The sequence below is a fragment of the Permianibacter fluminis genome, from assembly GCF_013179735.1.
In the GTDB taxonomy this organism is placed as follows: domain Bacteria; phylum Pseudomonadota; class Gammaproteobacteria; order Enterobacterales; family Permianibacteraceae; genus Permianibacter; species Permianibacter fluminis.
This window is the reverse complement of sequence record NZ_JABMEG010000001.1, coordinates 2,673,805-2,696,452: the sequence shown is the minus strand read 5'-3', so window position 1 is coordinate 2,696,452 and position 22,648 is coordinate 2,673,805. Positions and strand designations below refer to the sequence as shown.

Annotated in this window: 23 protein-coding genes and 1 tRNA gene; 10 read left to right on the top strand and 14 right to left on the bottom strand. The window is 59.3% G+C overall.

Translation table 11 applies throughout. The features are described 5' to 3' along the window. Positions 1-9 precede the first annotated feature (9 nt). The 9 genes from HPT27_RS11725 to murJ form a co-directional block, all read right to left on the bottom strand. Entirely contained in the window at positions 10-861 is an 852-nt protein-coding gene (locus tag HPT27_RS11725; protein WP_172243425.1) for a PilW family protein, read from the bottom strand. Further along, the gene (gene pilV / locus HPT27_RS11720; protein ID WP_172243422.1) at positions 858-1,481 is read right to left on the bottom strand and encodes a type IV pilus modification protein PilV; all 624 of its coding nucleotides are present in this window, start codon (positions 1,479-1,481) and stop codon (positions 858-860) included. The genes HPT27_RS11725 and pilV overlap by 4 nt, the downstream gene beginning before the upstream one ends. Continuing rightward, positions 1,481-1,966: a GspH/FimT family pseudopilin gene (locus tag HPT27_RS11715; RefSeq protein WP_328820714.1), complete on the bottom strand. Its 486-nt coding sequence runs from the start codon at positions 1,964-1,966 to the stop codon at positions 1,481-1,483. The genes pilV and HPT27_RS11715 overlap by 1 nt, the downstream gene beginning before the upstream one ends. 153 nt (positions 1,967-2,119) lie before the next feature. Beyond that, positions 2,120-3,049, bottom strand: coding sequence for a 4-hydroxy-3-methylbut-2-enyl diphosphate reductase (gene ispH / locus HPT27_RS11710; protein WP_172243419.1), 930 nt, complete (start codon positions 3,047-3,049; stop codon positions 2,120-2,122). Between the two features lie 50 nt (positions 3,050-3,099). After that, positions 3,100-3,537, bottom strand: a complete 438-nt coding sequence (gene fkpB, locus HPT27_RS11705; protein ID WP_172243416.1) for an FKBP-type peptidyl-prolyl cis-trans isomerase — start codon at positions 3,535-3,537, stop codon at positions 3,100-3,102. Beyond that, entirely contained in the window at positions 3,534-4,031 is a 498-nt protein-coding gene (gene lspA / locus HPT27_RS11700; RefSeq protein WP_172243413.1) for a signal peptidase II, read from the bottom strand. The genes fkpB and lspA overlap by 4 nt, the downstream gene beginning before the upstream one ends. Beyond that, entirely contained in the window at positions 4,032-6,854 is a 2,823-nt protein-coding gene (gene ileS / locus HPT27_RS11695; RefSeq protein WP_172243410.1) for an isoleucine--tRNA ligase, read from the bottom strand. A 52-nt stretch (positions 6,855-6,906) separates the two neighbouring features. Further along, on the bottom strand, positions 6,907-7,833 hold the full coding sequence (ribF, locus tag HPT27_RS11690; RefSeq protein WP_172243407.1) for a bifunctional riboflavin kinase/FAD synthetase: 927 nt from the start codon (positions 7,831-7,833) through the stop codon (positions 6,907-6,909). A 125-nt stretch (positions 7,834-7,958) separates the two neighbouring features. After that, a complete protein-coding gene (gene murJ / locus HPT27_RS11685) occupies positions 7,959-9,497 on the bottom strand; it encodes a murein biosynthesis integral membrane protein MurJ (protein WP_172243404.1) in 1,539 nt (512 codons plus the stop codon). A gap of 206 nt (positions 9,498-9,703) precedes the next feature. Here murJ and rpsT point away from each other — a divergent pair, with 206 nt between their 5' ends. Continuing rightward, positions 9,704-9,967, top strand: coding sequence for a 30S ribosomal protein S20 (gene rpsT, locus HPT27_RS11680; RefSeq protein WP_172243401.1), 264 nt, complete (start codon positions 9,704-9,706; stop codon positions 9,965-9,967). Positions 9,968-10,177: 210 nt separating this feature from the next. On the opposite strand, the gene cgtA is transcribed toward rpsT, so the two are convergent. The 3 genes from cgtA to rplU all read right to left on the bottom strand — a co-directional run bounded on the left by cgtA (position 10,178) and on the right by rplU (position 12,138). Further along, positions 10,178-11,389: an Obg family GTPase CgtA gene (gene cgtA, locus HPT27_RS11675; protein WP_172243398.1), complete on the bottom strand. Its 1,212-nt coding sequence runs from the start codon at positions 11,387-11,389 to the stop codon at positions 10,178-10,180. Between the two features lie 160 nt (positions 11,390-11,549). Further along, on the bottom strand, positions 11,550-11,807 hold the full coding sequence (rpmA, locus tag HPT27_RS11670; RefSeq protein ID WP_172243395.1) for a 50S ribosomal protein L27: 258 nt from the start codon (positions 11,805-11,807) through the stop codon (positions 11,550-11,552). Positions 11,808-11,826: 19 nt separating this feature from the next. Beyond that, positions 11,827-12,138 carry a 50S ribosomal protein L21 gene (rplU, locus tag HPT27_RS11665; RefSeq protein WP_172243392.1) on the bottom strand — a complete coding sequence of 104 codons (312 nt, stop codon included), beginning with the start codon at positions 12,136-12,138 and terminating at the stop codon, positions 11,827-11,829. A gap of 259 nt (positions 12,139-12,397) precedes the next feature. Here rplU and ispB point away from each other — a divergent pair, with 259 nt between their 5' ends. The 5 genes from ispB to HPT27_RS11640 all read left to right on the top strand — a co-directional run bounded on the left by ispB (position 12,398) and on the right by HPT27_RS11640 (position 16,735). Then, a complete protein-coding gene (gene ispB / locus HPT27_RS11660) occupies positions 12,398-13,366 on the top strand; it encodes an octaprenyl diphosphate synthase (protein WP_172243389.1) in 969 nt (322 codons plus the stop codon). Positions 13,367-13,420: 54 nt separating this feature from the next. Then, positions 13,421-13,497 (top strand) — tRNA-Pro (locus HPT27_RS11655). A gap of 277 nt (positions 13,498-13,774) precedes the next feature. Further along, complete coding sequence (locus tag HPT27_RS11650; RefSeq protein WP_172243386.1) at positions 13,775-14,200, top strand: DUF3293 domain-containing protein; 426 nt, start codon at positions 13,775-13,777, stop codon at positions 14,198-14,200. 421 nt (positions 14,201-14,621) lie between these two features. After that, positions 14,622-15,308: a response regulator gene (locus HPT27_RS11645; protein ID WP_172243383.1), complete on the top strand. Its 687-nt coding sequence runs from the start codon at positions 14,622-14,624 to the stop codon at positions 15,306-15,308. Further along, complete coding sequence (locus HPT27_RS11640) at positions 15,305-16,735, top strand: ATP-binding protein (RefSeq protein ID WP_172243380.1); 1,431 nt, start codon at positions 15,305-15,307, stop codon at positions 16,733-16,735. The genes HPT27_RS11645 and HPT27_RS11640 overlap by 4 nt, the downstream gene beginning before the upstream one ends. A 64-nt stretch (positions 16,736-16,799) precedes the next feature. On the opposite strand, the gene HPT27_RS11635 is transcribed toward HPT27_RS11640, so the two are convergent. After that, positions 16,800-17,573 carry a DUF3025 domain-containing protein gene (locus HPT27_RS11635; protein ID WP_172243377.1) on the bottom strand — a complete coding sequence of 258 codons (774 nt, stop codon included), beginning with the start codon at positions 17,571-17,573 and terminating at the stop codon, positions 16,800-16,802. Between the two features lie 215 nt (positions 17,574-17,788). On the opposite strand from HPT27_RS11635, the gene HPT27_RS11630 reads away from it, so the two are divergent. From HPT27_RS11630 to HPT27_RS11615, 4 genes are all read left to right on the top strand, one after another. Then, positions 17,789-18,676: a sulfurtransferase gene (locus HPT27_RS11630; protein WP_172243374.1), complete on the top strand. Its 888-nt coding sequence runs from the start codon at positions 17,789-17,791 to the stop codon at positions 18,674-18,676. Between the two features lie 118 nt (positions 18,677-18,794). Next, complete coding sequence (locus HPT27_RS11625; protein WP_172243371.1) at positions 18,795-19,697, top strand: DMT family transporter; 903 nt, start codon at positions 18,795-18,797, stop codon at positions 19,695-19,697. 111 nt (positions 19,698-19,808) lie between these two features. Further along, the gene (locus HPT27_RS11620; RefSeq protein ID WP_172243368.1) at positions 19,809-19,982 is read left to right on the top strand and encodes a hypothetical protein; all 174 of its coding nucleotides are present in this window, start codon (positions 19,809-19,811) and stop codon (positions 19,980-19,982) included. A gap of 98 nt (positions 19,983-20,080) precedes the next feature. Beyond that, positions 20,081-21,301 carry a methyl-accepting chemotaxis protein gene (locus HPT27_RS11615; protein ID WP_172243365.1) on the top strand — a complete coding sequence of 407 codons (1,221 nt, stop codon included), beginning with the start codon at positions 20,081-20,083 and terminating at the stop codon, positions 21,299-21,301. A 98-nt stretch (positions 21,302-21,399) separates the two neighbouring features. On the opposite strand, the gene HPT27_RS11610 is transcribed toward HPT27_RS11615, so the two are convergent. Further along, positions 21,400-22,626 carry a cysteine desulfurase-like protein gene (locus tag HPT27_RS11610; RefSeq protein WP_172243363.1) on the bottom strand — a complete coding sequence of 409 codons (1,227 nt, stop codon included), beginning with the start codon at positions 22,624-22,626 and terminating at the stop codon, positions 21,400-21,402. Positions 22,627-22,648: the final 22 nt, after the last annotated feature.

Below are 22,648 nucleotides of genomic sequence, written 5' to 3'. Positions count from 1 at the left end.
TCGTTGTCATCACTGGAACGGACATTCAGAGACGGTCTGATTCACCCTCATGACCCGGTTGTAAATGGGCACAGTCAAGGAAAATACTCGACGCGGAATGCGATCATTGAACGACAGCTCTCGGTCACCGACCTGATAGCTACGATCAACGCTGGGCAAGGCATTGTTTTCCTCACCACGAATCAGCAAGGAAAACCGCACGGCAACAACGCTGCGCGTCTCACCGAGACCCACGCCAAAATCGGCGAGGTCGGTCGCGGTCACGTACTGATCAACGGCGCGATCCCGACATGATGGTGATGCAGGGGCCGGTGCCGTGGTATCAATTCCGTACAGCACTTGAAAACTGTCAACACCGTCAACCAGCGGCTGCGGCGTACCACCACCATTGCCGACACAAAGCAGCTGTTGGTTATCGACACCGCCAATGTAGTAATAATTCTGGACAACAGGTCCGGCAACCGCTACGCCCGTGCAGTCAGTCGTGCCTTCGAAGCGAACAGCGAAACTATCATTGGCATCACCCCCGCCGTCGGCCGTGCAGTTGCCGCCACCACAATTTAACGTGTCAGAAAATGCATCCGGCAACTGAAAAATCGGCCCTTCCTCCAAAGGAGAAGTCGGCTCAGCGCCATCATTGGCCCAACCCGCGCGCTGCAAATCATCCTTGAGATACCACAAAGCGAACCGGCCGCTGTCCTGAATATTGGCAAGCTGCCGTTGCATCCGATAGGTCTGACTCGAACCCACAAACAACTGTGAAATGCCGCCAAGCAAGATCAAACCAAGGGTGCCGGCGATAAGTAACTCGACTACCGAATAACCACGCTGAAAATACGCAAACTGAGGAGCATGCTTCATGGAATCATCTCCACTATCACGCAATCCTGAGTAGGATCAATGCCAAACAGGTCACTGCACAGCGGATTGCGAATATCCTGAGTCTGACCAGAGTCTTCGCGCCGCTCTGCTGCCTGCCAAGCCACTGCAATCGTAACTCGCATGGAATTTGTCGCTGCGTATACAGTGCCACCAGGCAACAAGCGCTGCGCCTGATTGCAGGTTTCCCAAATTTCGAATGCCGTCTGTTCGGCTGAACTGCAAACCTGACCGGCCTCCCCCGCCAACTCATCCGGTCGGCACCAGACATCCGGGACAGTCGGGGCGTCGAACGTGCCACATTGATAGGGGGAATTGGCAGAATACTGCGCGACATATTCTTGCAGTGCGGTCCGTGCGGTTATTCCGTTTGTGCCCCAATTTGCCAGACTGGCAGCCTGCTGGCGTCCGGCCCGAACCCGCGAAGCCAAATCTTCAGCAATCGCCGTTGCCTGACTGCGGGCATAGCCTTCCTGGCTACCGTTCATGCTGGCCAGCTGCAAAGCTGCAACGCCCAGCAAACCAATCGCCAGCACCAGCACCGCGATCAAAATCTCGATCATGCTGAAGCCGGTCTGGCGAAGCGTGGAATGTTTTTGCATTACTCGCATCCCGACTCAATCTGCTCAACAGTGGTGCTACCGGAAAGGGCAAGCGAGACCTTTCGGCCGTGGCCGCCACGTTCCGGTAAACCGCACACATTCAAATCGACCTGAGGCTGTCCTGCCAGGCGCGCACCGTTCCGACCAAATCCCACGCTGGCAATGTTCACCGATGCCGACAACGTCAAGCCCGCTGGCACGGCATCGAATTGCCGAATAAGGGTATTGGTCGCCACATCTTCGATACGCCAGCCTTGCGACCAATCAGAGCCATCAACTGGGACAATCTGGATATCTCGCCCCTGCTTGATGGCCTCGGACCGCGCAATGGCCATTGTTTCGACAATGTCGTTGGCAACGGAGCTCAGCCGAGAGCTTTCAATCAACGAAGTGATAAGCGGTGTCGCCAGTGTCGCGCCAATGGCCATGATGGCCAGCGCAATCAACAGCTCAATCATGGTGAAACCGCGATTTGCGTTCTTCACAGAAACGCCTCCCTTTTTCGGATGTGGTAGTGATAGCACTGGGAAAGGCCAGTACCTAGCGAAGGCCGACAGGTTAGCGCCCGCTGCCGACCAACGGCGACGGGCGCTTGGGGGATGTGGCGCGGTTCACATTCCCGCGCCAGCGATGAAGGTTTAGCGCAGCTCGAGCGGCAGCGCGAAGGTGATGTCTTCGATTTTTCCGGATTGTTCGCTAACCGCACGACCGCCCAGTGCGGTCAGCCGGTCGACGACCTGCCGGACCAAGAGTTCGGGGGCTGATGCGCCGGCGGTGACGCCAACTCGGGCAACCCCATCCAGCCAGGCAGCGTCGATGTCATCGGCACCGTCGATCAGGTACGAACGCACCCCATCTTTCTCAGCCAGTTCGCGCAGGCGATTGGAGTTGGAGCTGTTTCTGGAACCTACCACCAGTACCAGATCAGCCTGAGCGGCCAGCTCGCGGACGGCATCCTGACGGTTCTGGGTGGCATAGCAGATGTCGTCTTTGCGCGGCCCTTCGATGGCCGGAAAGCGCTCCCGCAACGCCGCCATGATGTCGCGGGTTTCGTCGACTGACAGCGTGGTCTGGGTCGAATAATGCAACCGCTCGGGATTTTTGACCTGCAGGGTCTGGACGTCATCAACCGACTCGACCAGATAGATGCCGCCGGCCGGATTGTCATACTGACCCATGGTGCCTTCGACTTCCGGATGGCCCTTGTGGCCGATCAGCACGCACTCGTCGCCTTTCCGGGCAATGCGGGCAACCTCCATGTGCACCTTGGTCACCAGCGGACAGGTCGCATCGAACACCTGGAAGCCACGCGCTTTCGCTTCATCGCGCACCGCCTGAGAAACACCGTGGGCACTGAAAATGACGGTGGCGCCGGCCGGCACTTCATGCAACTCTTCGACAAAAATCGCGCCACGCTGACGCAGATCTTCGACAACAAAGCGGTTGTGCACGACTTCATGTCGGACATAAATCGGCGCGCCGAAAATTTCGATGGCACGTTTGACAATCTCGATGGCGCGGTCAACGCCGGCGCAAAAACCGCGCGGATTGGCCAATAAAATATCCATTCCCAAACCTCTGCTGTTACCGGGTGAACGGAGTGAGCCGCTCGCCAAACTTACGGATTGATGGCAACCACTTCCAGATCAAACGTCAGCGCCTTGCCGGCGAGCGGATGATTGAAATCGACCGTGACGGAGTCGCCATTCAGCTCTCGCACCACACCCGGCATCTCGGCACCATTCGGTAGCGTGAACACGATGATGACGCCCTCAGCGATTTCCATATCAGACGGAAATTCATGGCGCTGACGAAACTGAATCAAGCCGGTCTGGCGCTCGCCAAACCCCTCTTCGGCCGCAACGGTGAATTTCTTTTTGTCACCGACAGCGAGTCCCAGCAACTGGTGTTCAATGGCTTCACTCAAACTGCCATCACCCAGCTGGAACTTGGCCGGCTTGCCATTGGCGCGCGAGCTTTCCGCTACCGAGCCATCGGCCAACAACAAATTGACATGCACCAGTACGGCATCACCCGGTTGCACTTGCATAGTCATTTACCCTGCTCTTTCGGCTTGAAAAAACTGTCCAGTATCAACAAGGCCGCGCCGACACATATGGCCGAATCGGCAATGTTGAACGCCGGCCAATGATGATCGCCCACGTACCAATCGATGAAGTCGATGACATAGCCGTACATCATCCGGTCATAAACGTTGCCGATGGCACCACCGAGCACCAGCACCAAGGCAATCGGCAACAGCTTTTGCGGGCGCGGCAGCCGATACAACCAACTGAGCAGCACCACACTGATGACCGTGGTCAGCGCGACAAAAAACCAGCGCTGCCAGCCGCCGGCGTCAGCCAGAAAGCTGAACGCAGCGCCGGTATTGTGGGCCAACATCAGATTGAAGTACGGCATCAGCGGCACCGGTTCGTACATCACCAGATTGGCGACCGCCAAATGCTTGGTCCACTGATCCAGCACCAGTACCAGCAATGCAACCAACAACCAGCGAAAATTGGCCAAACCACCTGCACTATTCTTCATTTATGCAACCTGCCGGGTTTCGCCATTGCCGTCGACGTTTTCAACGCAGCGACCACAAAGTTCAGGATGCGCAGGATGACTGCCGACATCCGGACGGCGATGCCAGCAGCGTGCACACTTGGCGTGCACCGACTTGTGCAGCACCAGCTTGATGCCGGCGACGTCAGTTGCCTGCGCAGTCGCCGGTGCACCTGACATCACATGAATGTCAGCCCGCGACGTGATCAGGACAAAACGCAGATCGGCACCGAGGCTCTTCAGAATCGGGAACAGCGTGTCGTCGGCATAGACATCCACTTCGGCTTCCAGCGAGCCGCCCATATCGGTGCTCTTGCGCGCTTCCTCAATGGCTTTGTTGACCGCATCCTTGACCTTCAGCACTTCTGCCCAGTCGGCGCGACTGATGGCATCCTGCTCCGCGCTGAACAAACCGCTGTACCAGTCGGCGGCCAATACTTCGCCTTTCTGGCCGGGAATCGCTTGCCAGATTTCGTCTGCGGTAAACGACAACACCGGCGCAATCCAACGCACCATGGCCTGAACAATGTGGAACAACGCGGTCTGGCAGGAACGCTGCGCCCGCGAGCCCGCCTTGGCGGTGTACTGCCGGTCTTTGATGATATCGAGATAGAACGCGCCCATATCCACTGCGCAGAAGTGATGCACGGCCTGCGAGACGTTCCAGAACTCGTAACGGTCGTAGGCTGTTTGAATGTCTTGCTGGTAGCGGTAAGCGCAATCAACGGCCCAACGATCCAGCGGCAGCATTTGCTCGGCCGGCAGCAAATCGGTTTGCGGATTGAAACCATGCAAGTTGGCCAGGAAGAATCGCGCGGTGTTGCGGATCCGTCGATAACTGTCGGCGGTGCGATTCAGAATTTCTTTCGAAACCGCAATCTCGCCACGATAATCGGTTGATGCCACCCACAGTCGCAGAACATCAGCGCCCATTTGATCGATGACTTCCTGCGGCGCGACGACGTTGCCTTTCGACTTCGACATCTTCTCGCCCTTGCCATCGACGGTGAAGCCGTGAGTCAGCACCGCCTTGTACGGTGCTTTGTTATTCAGCGCAACGCCGGTCAGCAGTGAGCTATGGAACCAACCGCGGTGTTGATCCGAACCTTCCAGATACAGATCAGCCGTGCCACCCAGATCAGGACGGGTTGCCACCACACACGCATGGGTCACGCCGGAGTCAAACCAGACGTCGAGCGTATCGCTCAACTTCAAATAATGCTCGGCGTCGCTGCCAAGCAGTTCTTCTACTGGCAAATCAAACCAGGCCTGAATGCCACCCTGCTCGACTTTCTTGGCGACCTGCTCCAACAGCTCCAGCCAGCGCGGATGAATTTCCTGGCTCTCTTTGTGCACAAACAGCGGCAACGGAATGCCCCAGGTGCGCTGACGCGAGATACACCAGTCCGGGCGATTTTCGATCATCGCCGAGATGCGCTGCTCGCCCCACTCCGGCACCCATTGCACCTGCTTGATTTCACTCAGCGCTTGCTTGCGCAAACCTTTCTGATCCATCGAGATGAACCACTGCGGTGTCGCCCGGAAAATCACCGGCGTCTTGTGGCGCCAGCAATGGGGATAGCTGTGCCGCAACGCAAAATGCTTCAGCAAGCGGCCTTCGAGTTTCAGATGCTCAATGATGGCGTCATTGGCCTTGCTGACATGCTGGCCGCCGAACAGCGGCAAGTCAGCGGCAAACACACCATTGGCACCCACTTTGTGTTCGACCGACAAGCCATATTTCAAACCGACCGCATAGTCTTCCTGACCGTGACCCGGCGCGGTGTGCACACAGCCGGTACCGGCATCCAGCGACACGTGGTCACCGACAATCACCGGCACTTCGCGCGGATAAAACGGATGCTGAAGCTTCAGTCCTTCCAGCGCTTCGCCTTTGCCATAACCGAGCACGTGGTAATGCTCGATGCCATAACGATCCATGCAATCTTTCAGCAGGCCATCGGCAAGCACCAGCCGCTCTTTGCGGCCATCGCGCTCTACTTGCACGACGACGTATTCCAGTGCAGCGTTCAACGCCACAGCCTGGTTGGCCGGCAAGGTCCACGGCGTGGTGGTCCAGATCACAACGGACAGCACGCCTTCGCCGTGATGACCCGGCACGCTGTGCAAACGGGCGAACAGCACATCCGGATCGAGCACCGGGAATGCCACATCGATGGCGGGCGAGGTTTTGTCTTCGTATTCGACTTCCGCTTCGGCCAGGGCCGAGCCGCAATCAAAACACCAGTGCACGGGCTTGTAGCCTTTGTGCAAATGGCCGTTACTGATGATCTTGCCCAGCGTGCGGATGGCGTTCGCTTCAAAATCAAACGCCATGGTTTTGTAAGGGTTGAACCAGTCGCCGAGCACACCCAAGCGGATGAAATCCTTGCGCTGGGCGTCGATTTGGCTTTCCGCGTAATCGCGGCATTGCTGACGGAATTCACCGGTGGTGACTTTTACGCCGGCTTTGCCGACTTTCTTTTCCACGTTCAGTTCAATCGGCAGACCATGGCAATCCCAGCCCGGCACATAGGGCGCATCAAAGCCACTCAGCGTTTTGCTTTTGACCACGATGTCTTTCAGGACTTTGTTGACTGCATGACCGATATGAATGTTGCCATTGGCGTAGGGCGGGCCGTCGTGCAGAATGAATTTCGGCTTGCCTTTGCGGGCCGTCCGAATCTGCTCATACAGCTTTTGCTCATGCCAGCGTTGCAGCATGCCCGGTTCCCGTTTGGCCAGATCGGCCTTCATCGGGAAATCCGTGGTCGGCAGGTTTAATGTGTGTTTGTAATCCGCCATCGTCTGCTAGTCCTGAAAGAAATACCGCAACAATATGACCGCCGACACCTGTTCAGGCGCCAGCAAAAAACTGTCTGGCCTGCTCGGCATCGCGGGCAATCTGTGCCCGCAGCGCATCGAGACCATCAAAGCGCTGCTCGCCGCGCAATTTGCGCAGCGGCTCTACCGAAATCTGGCGACCGTAGAGATCACCGGAAAAATCCAAAAGGTGTGTTTCGCAGCGCGGTTCGGTGCCACCGACCGTCGGCCGATTGCCAATGTTTGCAACGCCCGGCAGCGGTTTGGGCCCCAGACCATGCACATGCACCGCGAACACGCCGTGCAGCGGCAATACGCGCCGGTGCAAACGCAAGTTGGCCGTCGGGAAACCGAGCAATCGGCCACGGGCATCGCCATGCGCCACCTTGCCGGAAAACGTGTAAGGCCGGCCGAGCAAGCGCGCGGCACGAGCAAACTGCTCGCTCGCCAATGCCTGCCGCACTGCGGTGCTGCTGACCCGCTCACCGTCACTGACTACTGTGGCACTGGCCTCGCAACTGAACGAGGTCGCCGCTTGCAGCATGGCGAAATCACCACGACGCTGATGACCGAAACGAAAATCATCGCCAATCACCAGATGCTGTACGTTTAACCGTTGCTGCAGATAAACCGAAATGAAATCTTCCGCCGCCAGCGATGCCAGCGCCGAATTGAAGCGCAGCAATTGCACGGCGGTGATCCCCTGCTCGCGCAAGCACGCCAGTTTTTCGCGCAGGGTCAGCAAACGTGCCGGTGCCGGTCGTTCGGTACTGCAGAAAAATTCCTGCGGATGCGGCTCGAACAGCACCACCAGTGTCGGCAACTGCCGGCGGGTCCCTTCCTGCTGCAGGCGTTGCAGCAGAGCCTGGTGACCGAGGTGCACACCGTCAAAATTGCCGATGGTGGCGACACAGCCTGACCAATTGGCAGGCGGTCGCGAATGACCGCGCAACAACAACATCGGCGACGCCTGTTCCACCCCTGCCCGTTCCACCGCTGTTTATCCCGTCAAAAGCCCCGTCAAATCAAGGGGATGGAGTATACCCGAGTCGGCGTTGCCGCGGGTTGTCAGAGATAGCCGGCGACTCAGGCGTGGCCCTTCAGATGCCGCAAGCGAACCCCGAGGCCCAGCAAGGTCAACAAATAACCGGCACCGCCCACGGTGACCAGCATCACCAGCCAACCGATTCGCGCCAAGCTGCCACTGGCCAGCCAGCGCTCGGTACCGGGATGCAGCGCCAGCAGCAGCGCCGACATGACGGCGCAGGCCAGCAAGACCTTCAGCCACCAGCGCGCCCAGCCCGGCTGCGGTTGATAGCCGCCGGAGCGGCGCAGACCGCGGTACAAAAGAAAGGCATTGAGACTGCTGGATACGGTGGTGGCGAGCGCCAGACCAACGAATTCAAATGGCCAGATCAGGATGGCATTGCAGATCATGTTGAACACCACAGAGATGATGGCAATGCGCACCGGCGTCCGGGAGTTCTGCCGGGCAAAGAAGCCGGTCGCCAAGACCTTGACCGACATGAAGCTCAGCAAACCGATGGAATAGGCAATCAGCGCCCAGCGGACCTGGTAGACATCTGCCGGCGTAAAAGCGCCGCGCTGATAAATGGTGGTGACCAGACCATCCGACAGCAGGATGAGGCCCAGCGTTGCCGGCAGGCCAATGAAGACCAGCAGACGCAGCCCCCAATCCATGGTCTTGTTGAAGTCGGCGGCATCTTCGGCGGCGTGCTGGCGCGACAGGCTCGGCAACACCACGGTCGCTATGGCGATACCAAAAATGCCGAGCGGAAACTCCAGCAGGCGATCGGCGTAATACAGCCAGGACACGCTCTTTTCCTGCAGGAAGCTGACGAACACGACGTCGAGCAGCAGGCTGGTCTGGGTGACCGACACCGCAAACATCGCCGGTACCATCAGCTTCAAAATGCGCTGCACACCCTCGTCTTTCCAGCCCCATTGCGGCCGTGGCAACAAGCCCTCTTTCCACAGGAACGGCAGGTTGAACGCCAGCTGGACCAGACCGGCGACGAAGATCGACCAGGCCAGTGCCATCGACTGGGCTTCAAGGCCCGGCGCTACCGCCAGCGCGGCAATGATTTGGCAAATGCTGAGGAAGACCGGCGTGATCGCCGGCACGGCAAATTTGCCGATGCTGTTCAGCACCGAGCCGGCAAACGCGGTCAGCGAAATGAACAACAGATAAGGAAAGGTAATCCGCAGCAGCGTGGTGGCCAGCTCAAACTTGCCCGGCTCGTTGCGAAAGCCCGGTGCATAGACCGTCATCACCGCCGGCGCGGCCACAACCACGACCACAGTCAACGCCAGCAGGATCAACCCGAGCGTGCCGGAGACCTTGTTGAGCAGCATCAGCACATCTGCCCGCGAGCGTTTTGTTTCGTATTCCGACAGCACCGGAATAAAGGCTTGCGAGAACGCCCCTTCGGCGAACAAGCGGCGCAGGAAGTTGGGGATTTTCTGAGCGACAAAGAACAAATCGGCCGCCATGCCGGCGCCCATCAGATTGGCGACCACGACTTCCCGAGCCAGACCCAGCACACGCGAAATCAGCGTCATGGCGCTGACGATGGAACCGGATCGGAGCAGATGGCCAGCCATCGATATGCCTTCCTTGCGACAAAGGCGCGCATGTTAGCGCCCGGCCCGGTCAGCGGCTACGGGCATGACCGGGGAATTGCAGGGAAATATCGCTGCTAAGCCTTTGTAGTATTTGACTTGGGCTCGGTTTTTGGGCATATTTCGCGCCCTTCCACGAGTGGAACCGATTTTCCGGTCGCTTTACCGAGTTTTCAGGAGTCAGGACCTTGGCCAACATCAAGTCTGCCAAAAAGCGCGCACGCCAGGCCGAGAACGCCCGTCAGCGCAACACTGCCCAGCGTTCCATGCTGCGCACGTACATCAAGAAAGTGATCAAGGCGATTGAAGCCGGTGACAAAGTTGCTGCCCAAGCCGCTTTCACCAGTGCTCAGCCGATCATCGACAGCGCTGCTGGCAAGGGTCTGATCCACGCCAACAAGGCCGCTCGTCACAAGAGCCGTCTGGCTGGTCATATCAAGGCCATGGCCTAATCGGTCTGGCTGGGTCCGCTAGCGGACCTGCAATAAAAAACCCGGCGCTGCCGGGTTTTTTATTTGCTGAGTTTTTTATTGGCTGGGCTTTTATCAGCTGAACCTGGGCGCTGCAGGCGCTTTCTCTGAACGACCGGCTGACTCAGGCCCGCGAACGTTCAGCTGCCCGCCTTCCGCCAGCAGCTGAATGTCCCCGGACAGGCCAGTGAGTCAGGCCTTCTGCTCGGGTTCGTCGTCCTCGTCGTCGAAATCATCTGCGTCGCCTTCGTCCAGATCAGCCTCGTCGGCCCACTCGGCGTCAGCCCATTCCGGGTCATCCCATTCCTCGATCTCGTCCGGGGTCGGCTCCGGTCGCTGCTTGAGCTCCCAGGGAATCTCTTCGGCGGCAATGGCAGCCGACGGCGCTTCTTTCGGCAGGCTGTCGAGGTAATCCATGATCTTGAAGCACAGCTCTTCGGTACCGGTTTTGTTGATGCCGGCAATCTTGAACACCGGCCCGGTCCACCCCAGTCGGTCGATGATGTCCTGGCAGCGGGCCTCGGCCTCTTCCGGCGTCGGCAGCAGATCCAGTTTGTTCAGCACCAACCAGCGCGGCTTTTCCGCCAGTTGCGGGCTGAACTTGCCGAGCTCCTGAACGATGGCGTTGGCGTGATAGACCGGATCCGACTCATCCAGCGGCGCGATATCAACCAGATGCAGCAAGATGCGGCAGCGGCTCAAATGCTTGAGGAACTTGATGCCGAGGCCGGCACCTTCGGCCGCGCCTTCAATGACGCCTGGGATGTCGGCGACGACAAAGCTCTTCTCGCCTCGGACCCGGACGACGCCCAGATTCGGGATCAAGGTGGTGAACGGATAGTCGGCGACTTTCGGCTTGGCGGCCGAGACGGCGCGGATCAGCGTGGACTTGCCGGCGTTTGGCAAACCGAGCAAGCCAACATCAGCCAACACCTGAATTTCCATGCGTAACTCTCTGAGTTCGCCGGGTTTTCCTTTGGTGGTCTGACGCGGAGCGCGGTTAATGGAAGACTTGAAGCGGGTGTTGCCGAGGCCATGCCAGCCGCCCTTGGCGACCAGCAGCCGCTGACCGGGTTTGGTCAGGTCGCCAATCAGCTCGCCGGTGGTGTCATCCATGACCCGGGTACCGACCGGCACCCGCAGGGTCACGTCTTCGCCCTTGTGGCCGGTGCAATCCCGCGAGCCGCCGTTTTCGCCACGGATGGCGTCATAGCGGCGGACATAACGGTAGTCGACCAGGGTGTTGACCGAGTCGGTCGCCTCCAGCCAGACGTTGCCGCCGTCGCCACCGTCACCGCCGTCCGGGCCGCCCCAGCGAACAAACTTTTCCTTGCGGAACGAGGCAACACCGTTGCCACCGTCGCCGGCTTTAACGGTGATGGTGACCTCATCGACAAACTTCATGACTCGTTCCCTTAACCCATTTGGTGGCGCTACCGGCGCCGCGCTCGAATTCTAGTACTGGAACCAGCTCGCTGAGTCAGCGCCCGTACTTTCACTTGTCAATCTTTCAACAAAAACAAAGCCCCGCATTGCGGGGCCTTGTTCACTGCTGCAGGCCGTCTCAGGCCGACAGCACGGTGACGTAACGACGAGTCGGCTTGCCTTTCTCAACGAAGGCAACCTTGCCGTTGGTCAGCGCGAACAACGTGTGGTCACGGCCCATACCGACGTTTTCGCCGGCGTGGAATTCGGTACCGCGTTGACGAATGATGATGTTACCGGCAACGACTTCCTGGCCGCCGAACACCTTCACACCCAGACGCTTGGAATGGGACTCACGACCGTTGCGGGAACTGGATACACCCTTCTTATGTGCCATTTGGTTCTACTCCTGCAACTTAAGCCTTGATGCCCGTGATTTTGACTTCAGTGAACCACTGACGGTGGCCCTGACGCTTCATGTGGTGCTTGCGGCGACGGAATTTCAGGATGCGCACTTTGTCGTGACGACCGTGATCCAGGATTTCCGCGGTGACCTTAGCGCCGGCAACCAGCGGCTGGCCGATTTTCAGATCGCCGTCTTTGGCGACCATCAGCACTTGGTCAAACTCGATTTTGGTGCCAGTGGCGCCTTCGAGCAGTTCCAGGCGAAGCACTTCGCCTTCTTGCACGCGGTGTTGCTTACCACCGCTGATGATTACTGCGTACATGACTAACTCCAGTCTTTTTGTATCTGGGAGACTCGGTCAGGCGGCTTGGACCGGATGGTCGTCGCACTTGGAGCCCGCGAGGGGCGCGAATTCTAGCCGCAAGGCCACCCTGCCCGCAAGTCAATTGGCGCTTTTGCAGCCAGAAAAGCCTCAATTCCAGCGATGCGGCGGACTGAAACCAGCCCTGCTTGCAGGTCGACGCGCCGGTCACTAGCATGACGCCACCTTTTTACCCGACCGCGCCGACAAGGCTCTTCGCATGGATATCAATGAAGTACGCGCGCTGGTCAAGGACGACATGGCCGCCACCGACGCCCTGATTCTGCGCCGGCTGCAATCCGAAGTTGTACTCGTAAACCAGATTGGCCACTACATCATCAATAGCGGTGGCAAACGGCTACGGCCCATGCTGCTGCTGCTGGCGGCCCGGGCCATTGGCTATCAAGGCCAGCACCATCACACGCTGGCTGCCGTCATCGAGTTCATCCATACCGCCACCCTGCTCCATGACGACGTCGTCGATGCCTCCGATATGCGCCGCGGCCGCCAGACCGCCAACGCCATGTTCGGCAACGAAGCGGCGGTGCTGGTCGGCGATTACCTGTATTCGCGCGCCTTCCAGATGATGGTTGACGTCGGCCTGATGCGGGTGATGGACATCCTGTCGACCACCACCAACCTGATCGCCGAAGGTGAAGTGCTGCAGTTGATGAACTGCAACGACCCGGACGTGACCAGCGAGCGTTACTACCAGGTCATTCACGCCAAGACCGCGATTCTGTTCGAAGCCGCCACCCGTTTGGCGGCCGTGCTGGCCGGCGCCAGCCAGGACGAAGAAGAAGCGCTGGCGACCTATGGCCTGCAACTGGGTATTGCCTTCCAGCTGGTTGACGACGCGCTGGATTACGCCGGCGACAGTGGCGAACTTGGCAAAAACGTCGGTGATGATCTGGCCGAAGGCAAACCGACGCTGCCACTTCTGCACGCCATGGCGCATGGCACGCCAGCACAGGTGCAACTGATCCGCGACGCAATCGAACACGGTGGTACCGAGCAGCTTGCAGCGATTCAGCAAGCACTGAAAGAAACCGGTGCAATTGAACACACTTTCGCCGCCGCGCAAAAAGCCGTTGCAAAAGCGAAGGAGGTTTTGCAGAATATGCGGCCTTCGCCCTGGCGCGAAGCGCTGTTGACGGTAGCCGATTACGCAGTAAGCCGTCGCAGCTGAGGTTTTTTCCCGGAAAACCTTGAAGTTGTCGATCTTCAATGGAATGAAGACAGTCGGAGTGTAGCTCAGCTTGGTAGAGCACCACGTTCGGGACGTGGGGGTCGTAGGTTCGAATCCTGTCACTCCGACCATTTTTCTTCACTGCACAGTCGCATCAGCGCCTTGGCAGTTTTCGCAAGAATCCTTCTCTGTGAAACGATGGCCACCTCCCCGGTGGCCGTTTTGTTTTTGGTCAAAAAAAGGCAATTCTTGCCACACTGTTTGCCCGGTCAGGCGGTCGATACCGGGTTTTGGCGAACCCAACCGTTTTCGTTATCAAAGCGGTTTATTCGACCTACACCGGTGCATCCACGGCAAACTTCGTCAGCCACGACCGCACCACGTTTCACCTTCGCAACGATTGTCACCATGCTCGCACCAGAACTGCTGCAAGCCTATCTCGACAGCCATTACCGCATTGCCATGCCGGGCGATGCCTGCGTGCTGCAAATTGGCAAACATTCACCAGCAATGGATGCCTTGCTCCACGCCGAGCACAGCACAAGCGCCGCGTTTATCAGCGCCTGCAACCCCTGCTCCAGGCAACTGCCTGCGGCCATCAACCGCAGCCGCAATGCCGCGCTGGAACAGCTTCTGCTCGCCCGCAAACTGCGTTATTTCCCCGGCGTCGGCTACAGCACGCCAACCATGCCGGCATGGCCACCGGAGCCGGGCTTCCTCATCCTGACAATCACGCGACAACAGGCTCGCCAGCTCGGCGCGCAGTTTGATCAACATGCCCTGCTGTTTGTCGAGCCGGGCCTGCCGGTCGAATTGCTCTTCTGCCAGCGCTGAAAAAGGGTCGGGCCGTAGCCAGCACGCAGCACATTAATCCGTGCTTAAGGTCCTGTCCGCAAACTGCGCCGGCCTTTGCTGCGTTTTCATAACCGGCCGCGCGTGTGCTGGGCACCACGCCATTGCTGTTGATACCCCGGACCAAGCGCCCGAGCGCCTATACTGTCCGTGACGCCGCTGTCGCCAAGGCCATGACAAGAAAACAAAGCCGGCCCGGCACACAGCGCTGATGTCAGTCTGGTTTCATCACCCGACTCAGGCGGTCGCTACCTGAAGCAAGGTATTGCCTGAAGCAAGGTATTGCCTGAAACAAGGTATTGCCTGAAACGAGGCATCGTCGTCCGGGGCCAATGCGATCCGAATCACGAATGGTCCGAATCACGAATGACCCGATTCACGAATAAAAATGAAGAGCGAATCCATGCGCCTATTGCTTGCTGAAGATGACAGTCTGCTCGGTGAAGGCATCGTCACCGCGCTGCGCCGCGCCGGCTACAGCGTCGATTGGTTTCGCGACGGCAGCACGGTCGGGCCGGCGCTGCAAAACGAACACTTTGATCTGGTGGTCCTCGATCTCGGTCTGCCGAAAATGGACGGCATGGATGTGTTGCGGCAAATCCGCAAACGTGGCGACCTGACTCCGGTGCTGATTTTGACTGCCCGTGACGATCTCGACGATCGGGTCGCTGGCCTTGATGCCGGCGCCGACGATTATCTCGGCAAGCCATTCAGTGTTGATGAATTGCTGGCACGGCTGCGAGCGCTGCAGCGCCGGCGCGGCGGTCGCGCCGACAACCTGTTGCAGCATGGTGATCTGACCGTGGATCCGGCCAGTCATCGGGTTGAACTCGCCGGCACCCCCATTGTGTTGCCGCGGCGCGAATTCGCCTTGCTGCATGCCCTGCTCGAGCATCGCGGCAATGTCCTGAGCCGTGAGCAACTGGAGCAAACCCTGTACAGTTGGGAAGATGAAGTCGGCAGCAACACCATCGAAGTCCATGTCCACCATCTGCGGAAAAAACTCGGCAACGATTTGATTCGAACCGTGCGCGGTATTGGCTATACCATTGACAGCACCACTTCCCCCCAGCGGGACCTTGGCGAATGAGCCTGCGCCGCTACCTGCTCAGTACCCTGCTGGGCCTGATCACGCTGCTTTTTCTCGCGTCGGCTTTGGCCGGCTATCTCGAAAGCCGGCATGAACTGGAAGAAGTCTTCGATGCGCAGCTGGCGCAGCACGCCAAAGTGCTACGTGCCGCGTTGATGCCGGCGGTCGGCCGCAACGGTTTGCTGGCAGTCGAAGGCTGGCATGGCGAAATCAGTGAAGCCACCGAAGAAGCAAAGGAAGCCGGCGACGAAGACGATGACTGGGAGCGCGATACCTCCGGCCACGCCTACGAAAACAAAATTGCGTTTCAGCTCTGGAGCGTCGACAAAAAATTGTTGGCCCGCTCGAATTCGGCACCGACTGAAGCTTTGGCCGAGCCTCTTGCCGGCTACAGCCAACAGGTGCATGGCAATCACAGCTGGCGGGTATTCACCCTCGCAACAGCGTCAGGCGGCTGGATACAAGTGGCCCATCGCGACGATGTCCGGGGTGAGCTGTCAGCAGAAATCGCCATGCAAACCATCTGGCCGGCACTGCTGCTGATGCCTGTCATTGCCTTGGTGATCGTGCTGTTGCTGCGTCAGGCGTTTCGGCCGTTGCAGATCCTGATTCAAACCATCGGCTCCCGCTCGCCCGGGCAACTGGAGCCGTTGCCGGTGAATCTGGCACCTGACGAGATCAAACCGCTGGTCCGCAGCTTCAATGCTCTGATGACCCGGCTCGCGACCGCGTTTCAACAACAGAAGCGGTTCATTGCCGATGCCGCACACGAATTGCGCACGCCACTCGCTGCACTGCAGGTGCATACCGACAATGCGCTCGCCGCCGAAGGCGACGAACGGACCCACGCCTTGTTGCAGGTAAAAGCCGGCATCGCCCGCACCAACCGACTGGTCGAACAGCTGCTGCTGCTCAGCAAGCTCGAATATCTGCAAGCGCCGGAAAACGGGAACGCGAGTGCGAATGTGGCGGAACTGAACATCGAAAGCATTACCCGGCAACTGTTCGACGAGCTACAGGTGCTGGCACACAAACGCCATCAACATCTGCATCTGGACGTGCAAAGCGCGTTCAACGTAGCCGGATTGGAATTGCCACTGCGGGCCATGCTGCGCAACCTGCTCGACAATGCCTTGCGCTATTCGCCAGTCGGTAGTGACGTCACAGTCAGCATCCGGACTGATGCAAGCAGCCGATACTGGATGGTATGCGACAACGGTCCAGGCATTGCCAAGGCGAATCGGGAACGGGTCTTCGAACCTTTTTTTCGGGAGCTGGTGGTTCGTGAACAGGGCAGCGATGTCGCCGGCACCGGACTTGGCCTTGCCATTGCCCAAGAAGCGGCCAAGCAGATGGGCGCCAGCATTGCGTTGACCGACAACCAGCCCACCGGTCTGTGTGTCACGGTGCGCTGGCCACCGTGCTGAAAACGCATCGCCGCGTAAAAGCTTGTCGCGACACATTCACCGACAACACGTCAGCCGTTGACGTTCAGCTTTTTTGTTGCCGGCTGCGTTCGCGGCGAAAGTAATCGCGATTCTGATAAAACGCCGGCTGTTCATTGTCCGGCCACCAACCGGGAATGCCGAGTATGGGCAACGGCGCCAGTGTCGCCGGTGTCCAGTGATTCGCAAGGCTGTCGATGTGCTCTGCCAACACCGCATCCAGGCCATCGGCGGTCGCTGCTGACGGCAGCAGCAGCGCATGTGCCGTCAGACCGAGAAAAGGTGTCTGCAATTTTTCCAGCAGACCGTGACCAAACAGCCGGACATGCAGCGTGCGACCAAACGCCGCGCGATGCTGCAGGAATAGCGTCGGCCAATCCATGTCCCGGATCAGCTTCAGCAGGTTCGGATCGTCGCTCCAGACCACCGCGCCATTTTCGTCGAACAGTGTTGCCGCATCTCGCCGACGACCGCGCTGACCGCTTTCGCTGCTGTGCAATTTGGCGGCCCGATGCAAGCGATTCAACGCCAGCTTGGCCTGCGGATAACAGTGCCAGACCAAGGCATTGAGCAAATCGTGCCAGCAGGCATAACGAGTCGGCACCTGACCGGTTTCGGCAATGTGATCTTCATAAGCCAGCACTTCGGCGTTGATGAATTCAACGGCACCGTCGGCCGACAATTGCGAGTAGTAACTCGCCGGCTCCGGCCATTGCTGCCAGCTGCAGAGCCGCTGTGCCGGTTCGGCGATACTGGCAAAGCCGGGATGCAGGCGCCAGAATTCCGGCCGCCACGGCTCAGCCGACGGTTTGCGCAACATCAGCGGGCGCCTGCAGTGCGCATGCGAGGGGATGTCCTTGTCATGTTTTAACGATGTCGGCTTGTCATGAGCTCGACTTGACACAAGGTCAACTTGCCACGAGCTCGACTTGCCACAATCTCAACTCGTCACGATGAACGCGATCATGGCCAGCGCCATGATCGCAGCAGATTGGCTATGATACCCCTCCCTGCCGCTGCCGCTAGCATTTGCCCATGTCGCCACTGCTGATCACCGTCACTGAACTTGCCAACCAAATAAAGCACCAGCCTGACACGCTTTGTCTGGTCGATTGCCGCGCCAAATTGCAGTTTCCGGATTGGGGCCGCGAACAATACTTGCACGGCCATATTCCGGGGGCGCAGTTTGCCGATTTGGAGCGCGATCTGTCCGGCCCGATTATCGCGGGTAAAACCGGCCGTCACCCGTTGCCGACACCGGCGGCGCTGGCCAGCTTTTTTGCCGATATCGGCATTTCACCGACCACGCAGGTGGTGGCTTACGATGATGCCGGCGGCGCCTATGCCTGCCATCTGTGGTGGCAGCTGCGCTGGCTTGGCCATGATCAGTGCCGGATTCTCGATGGTGGTTTGCCCGCATGGGTCGCGGCCGGTCAGCCATTGGAGAGCGGTCCGGTTGCACGTCAGCGCGCGCCATTCATTGGCGCCTTGCGCGCCGGCCTGACGGTCACCGCCGACGAGCTTTTACAAGTCGATGGACTCTTGCAAACAGAAACCAAGCGCATCGTTATCGATGCCCGCGGTCCGGCCCGTTATGCCGGCAAGGAAGAACCCATTGATCCGGTCGCCGGACATATCCCCGGCGCGCTCAATCTCCCGTTCAGCGGCAATCTGACAGCCGACGGGCACTTCCTGCCCGCTACGGCTTTGCGCCAGCGCTTTGCCGACGCCGGCGTTACCGGAACCGGTTCATCCGCAACCGGATCGAGCGAAAACGTCGTGGCCTACTGCGGTTCCGGCGTCACCGCCTGCCATAACATTTTTGCCATGGCGCTGGCCGGCTTGCCGCCCGCCAAGCTGTATCCGGGTTCATGGAGCGAGTGGATCACCGACCCGAGCCGTCCCATCGCCCGAACGAACTGAGCCGGTCAAAACCGCCATGCGCCGGCAACCGACTTATTGCCATTGCCGGCACGCAGGCGAGCCGCGCCGCAAGCACGTATAATTCGGCCACGGCCTCTGCCGTTCTGCCGGTTCCATCATGTCCCCTGTGACTCAACCGGGCGCCTCCTTGATCGCCCGGGGCACCATGCTGCTGCTGCTGTCCGAAATGGTCTTCACCCTGCTCGGCGCACTGGTCAAGTATCTGGCGCCGCATTACAGCAATTCGCAGATCGTTTTCTTCCGCAATTTTTTTGCCTTGCTGTTCCTGCTGCCCTACCTGCTCGCACGCGGCAAACTGGTGTTCAAGGCCGACAAGTTGCGCTTTCATTTTCTGCGCTCGACCACCGGCATCAGCTCGATGTATCTGTACTTCTATTGCCTCGGCGTGTTGCCGCTCGGCGAAGTCACCTTGCTGGCGCAAACGGCGCCGATCTGGATCCCGGTCATTGCCTATTTCTGGCTCGGCGATGAGTTCAAGAAACGTTATCTGTTTTCCGGCTTGATTGGCATCACCGGCGTCGTGCTCGTGATCCGGCCGGATGCCGACACCTTTTCTCCGGCGTTTTTGCTCGGCCTGCTCGGCGCGATGCTGGCGGCCGGCTCCAAGGTCACCATCCGGCGAATGTCGGACAGTGAAACCGCGCACATGATCGTGTTTTATTTCAGCCTGATCAGCACTGTCATCACGGCCGTGCCCGCGTTCATTCAGTGGCGGCCGATTGTCCACAGTGACTGGCTCGCCATGCTCGGGTTGGGCATCACCGCCGCACTTGGCCAGATGCTGATGACACGCGCATTCATGCTGGCGCCACCGAGTCGCATCGGTGCCTGGAGTTACACCCAGGTGGTGTTTGCCTTCGCGTTTGGCTGGCTGCTCTGGCGAGAACCCATCCAGCTGTTATCACTGTTCGGCGCGCTGCTGATCATCATGGCCGGCCTGACCGCCACCGGCATCTTGCTGGGCTGGTGGCAGCGCTGGCGGCAAGCCATGGCCAAATGAAATCAGCCACAGCCTGTTACGGATTGCGGCTTGCCAGGCGCCACGTCTGGTCGCAGAATCGCGCCCCGATGTCGACCGTGTTGGCGACATCATTGATAAGCGAGACAGGCCATGAAACCACGCAACCGCCACGCCTGTGCGCCCATCCTGCGTAAGGGCGGCGCCCATGGAGCCAGCCAGAAGGCTGAACGGACCCGCGACCGGGTCCAGTTGAAAACCGAATTGCGACAAATCAAGGCGACCGATGGTCGCCTTGATTCATTCTGGCGGCTGCTAAAGGCCTGAGCTGGCCGCAGCGCCGGTGAAACACGCTTGCGCTGGCAGCTTGGGCAATTTCTTCTACGCTTCGTAGACCGCCTTTCTTCTGCCCGCCCAAGCTGCTCATGCGTGATTTACCGCTCAAGTACAAATTCTGGCTGGTCAATATCGTCGCCTTTGTCGGCATGGCGCTGTTGACCCTGTTCGCCATCAATCGCACGCATTCCGCCGTGCTTGAGGCCGGCAAGACGGTCGATTTCGGCACCGTGTTCTGGTCGGAAGCGCCCGCCTACGCTGGTGTGGTCTTTCTTTTGATGCTGGCAGTGCTGGCGGGCTCGCAGGCGCTCATCGTGTTTGTCGAACGCCATGTCGATACCCTGCTCCAGGCCATGCTGAAAGTGCAGCACCAACGCGATCTCGGCGTTCGGGTCGCCAGCGAAAGCCGCGACGAGGTCGGCGAAATGGGCCGCGCATTCAACGCCATGCAGGAAGCGCTGCTGACCGTGATCCGGCAGGTCGAAGTGGCCAGCCGCGATGTCCGCGGTGCCGTCGATGGCATGCGCGATGCCGCGCAGCACACCCGCACCGGCATGCAGGCCCAGCAGCAAAGTGCCGGCCAGATTGAACAACGGGTGCGCGAAATGTTGACCGGCGCGCAAACCGTATTGCAACAAGCCACGCAGGCGCAGTCGCTGTCACGGCAAACACAAGAGCTGGCGCAAACCGGCAGCAGCGTGGTGCGCGATCTGACCGCCGCGTTTCGGGCACTGGCCGCCGATGTGCAGCAGTCATCGGTGCTGATCACCAAACTGGCGGAAGACAGCAACCGCATCGGCAGTGTGCTGAACGTGATTCGGGAAATCGCCGAACAGACCAACCTGCTGGCGCTGAATGCGGCGATCGAAGCGGCGCGTGCCGGCGAAAGCGGTCGCGGCTTTGCCGTGGTTGCCGACGAAGTGCGCAAGCTGGCCCGGCGCGCTGGCGAGTCGACCGAAGAAATTCGCAACATAGTCGAAGCCCTGCAACAAACCACCCGCAGCTCGGTCGAGTTGATGACCGTCGGCGCCGAGCGCGCCAATGCCAGTCAGGCCCAAGCCGAACGTGCCGCCGAAGCGCTGACCGCCATCAATGATTCGGTTCGCAGCATCACCGACGGCAATCACGCCATCACCCAGGTCACCGAGCAGCAGGCCAGTCTGGCCGAGCAGGTGTATCAGGACGTCAATGCCATTCAGCACATCACCGATGAAACCCGGCAAACCACCCTGACCTTTGTCCAGAGCAGCGAACAGCTGACCGAGCTGGCCGGTCGCTTGCAGCAGACGGTGGGTCAATTCCGGTTTTAAGCCGAGACATGTACCGAATACATCAGCCGCTGACAGAACAAAAAAACGGGTGCCAGTGGCTCCCGTTTTCCTTTCCGTCAGTCAACTATTCGTGACGATCAATCCGCCAGCACCGGGCGCAGCGCGGCAATCAGCCGCTCCACTTCCTCGACACTGTTGTAATGACCAAACGATGCCCGCACAACACCACCCGAGTCAAACACGCCCCAGTCCTGCAGCAGTTGCACGGTATGAAAGTGACCATGACGGATACCGACGTTGTGCGGATCGACGGCCAGACAAATTGATTCCGGTGTCGCGCCTTGCACCACGAAACTGACCGTGCCGACCCGATCAGCACCAACCTCGCGCGGACCGATGATGCGCACCCGCTCGCAGCGCCGCAGAAACGCCAGCAGTTGTTCAGTGAGCTGATTTTCGTGGCCATGAAACGCGCGCAAGGCCGCCGCAATAGCGGCATGGCTGTCGAGCTCGCCACCGAGCTGACGGCCCACCTGCTCCAGATAATCAACCAGCCCGGCCGCACCGACCACCAGCTCGTAGCAGACACCACCCGGCTGCAGGCGATACGGCATGACCTCATGCGGAATATGGCCGTGGTTGACATTTGGCAGCGTCTGCATCAGTTCGTGACGCAAATACATCAAGCCGATATGCGGGCCAAAAATTTTGTACAGACTGACGACATAAGCGTCGCAACCGAGCGCCTGAACATCGACCGCAGCGTGCGCCGCAAACGCCACACCATCGACGACCGTGATGATGCCGCGCGGCTTGGCCAGCTGCACCATCGCAGCAACCGGATTGATCACGCCCAGAATATTGGAGACTTGGCACATCGCGATCAGCTTGGTGCGCGGCGTTAGCAGCGCTTCCAGATCGGCAACGTCCAGCCGGCAGGCTTCGGGATTGACGCGCCAGTACTTGACGCTCGCGCCAGCCTGCTCCGCCAACCGCTTCCACGGCCCGGCATTCGCCTCATGCTCACTGTTGGTCAGAATGATTTCATCGCCAGCGCTGATCTTGCTGCGCAGTGCCAACGCCAGATTGGCCAGCAGTTGCGTGCAGGACGCGCCGAACATCAACTCATCGGCGCGGCGGGCGTTGCACCAGACGCGAAAGCGTTCGGTCGCGGCCAGCACCTTGGCCTTGGCCTGCGCCGACACGGCATAGCTAGCGCCCAATTGCACATTGGTCGTCAGCAGATAATCACGGACCGCGTCGGCAACGCGACCCAGCGTCTGTGAGCCGCCGGCATTGTCGAACAAGGCGTAATCGTTGGTCAGCGCCGGAAACGCGGCCCGGACACGCGGCAAATCGAACATCGAAAGACTCCGTTAAGTCAGC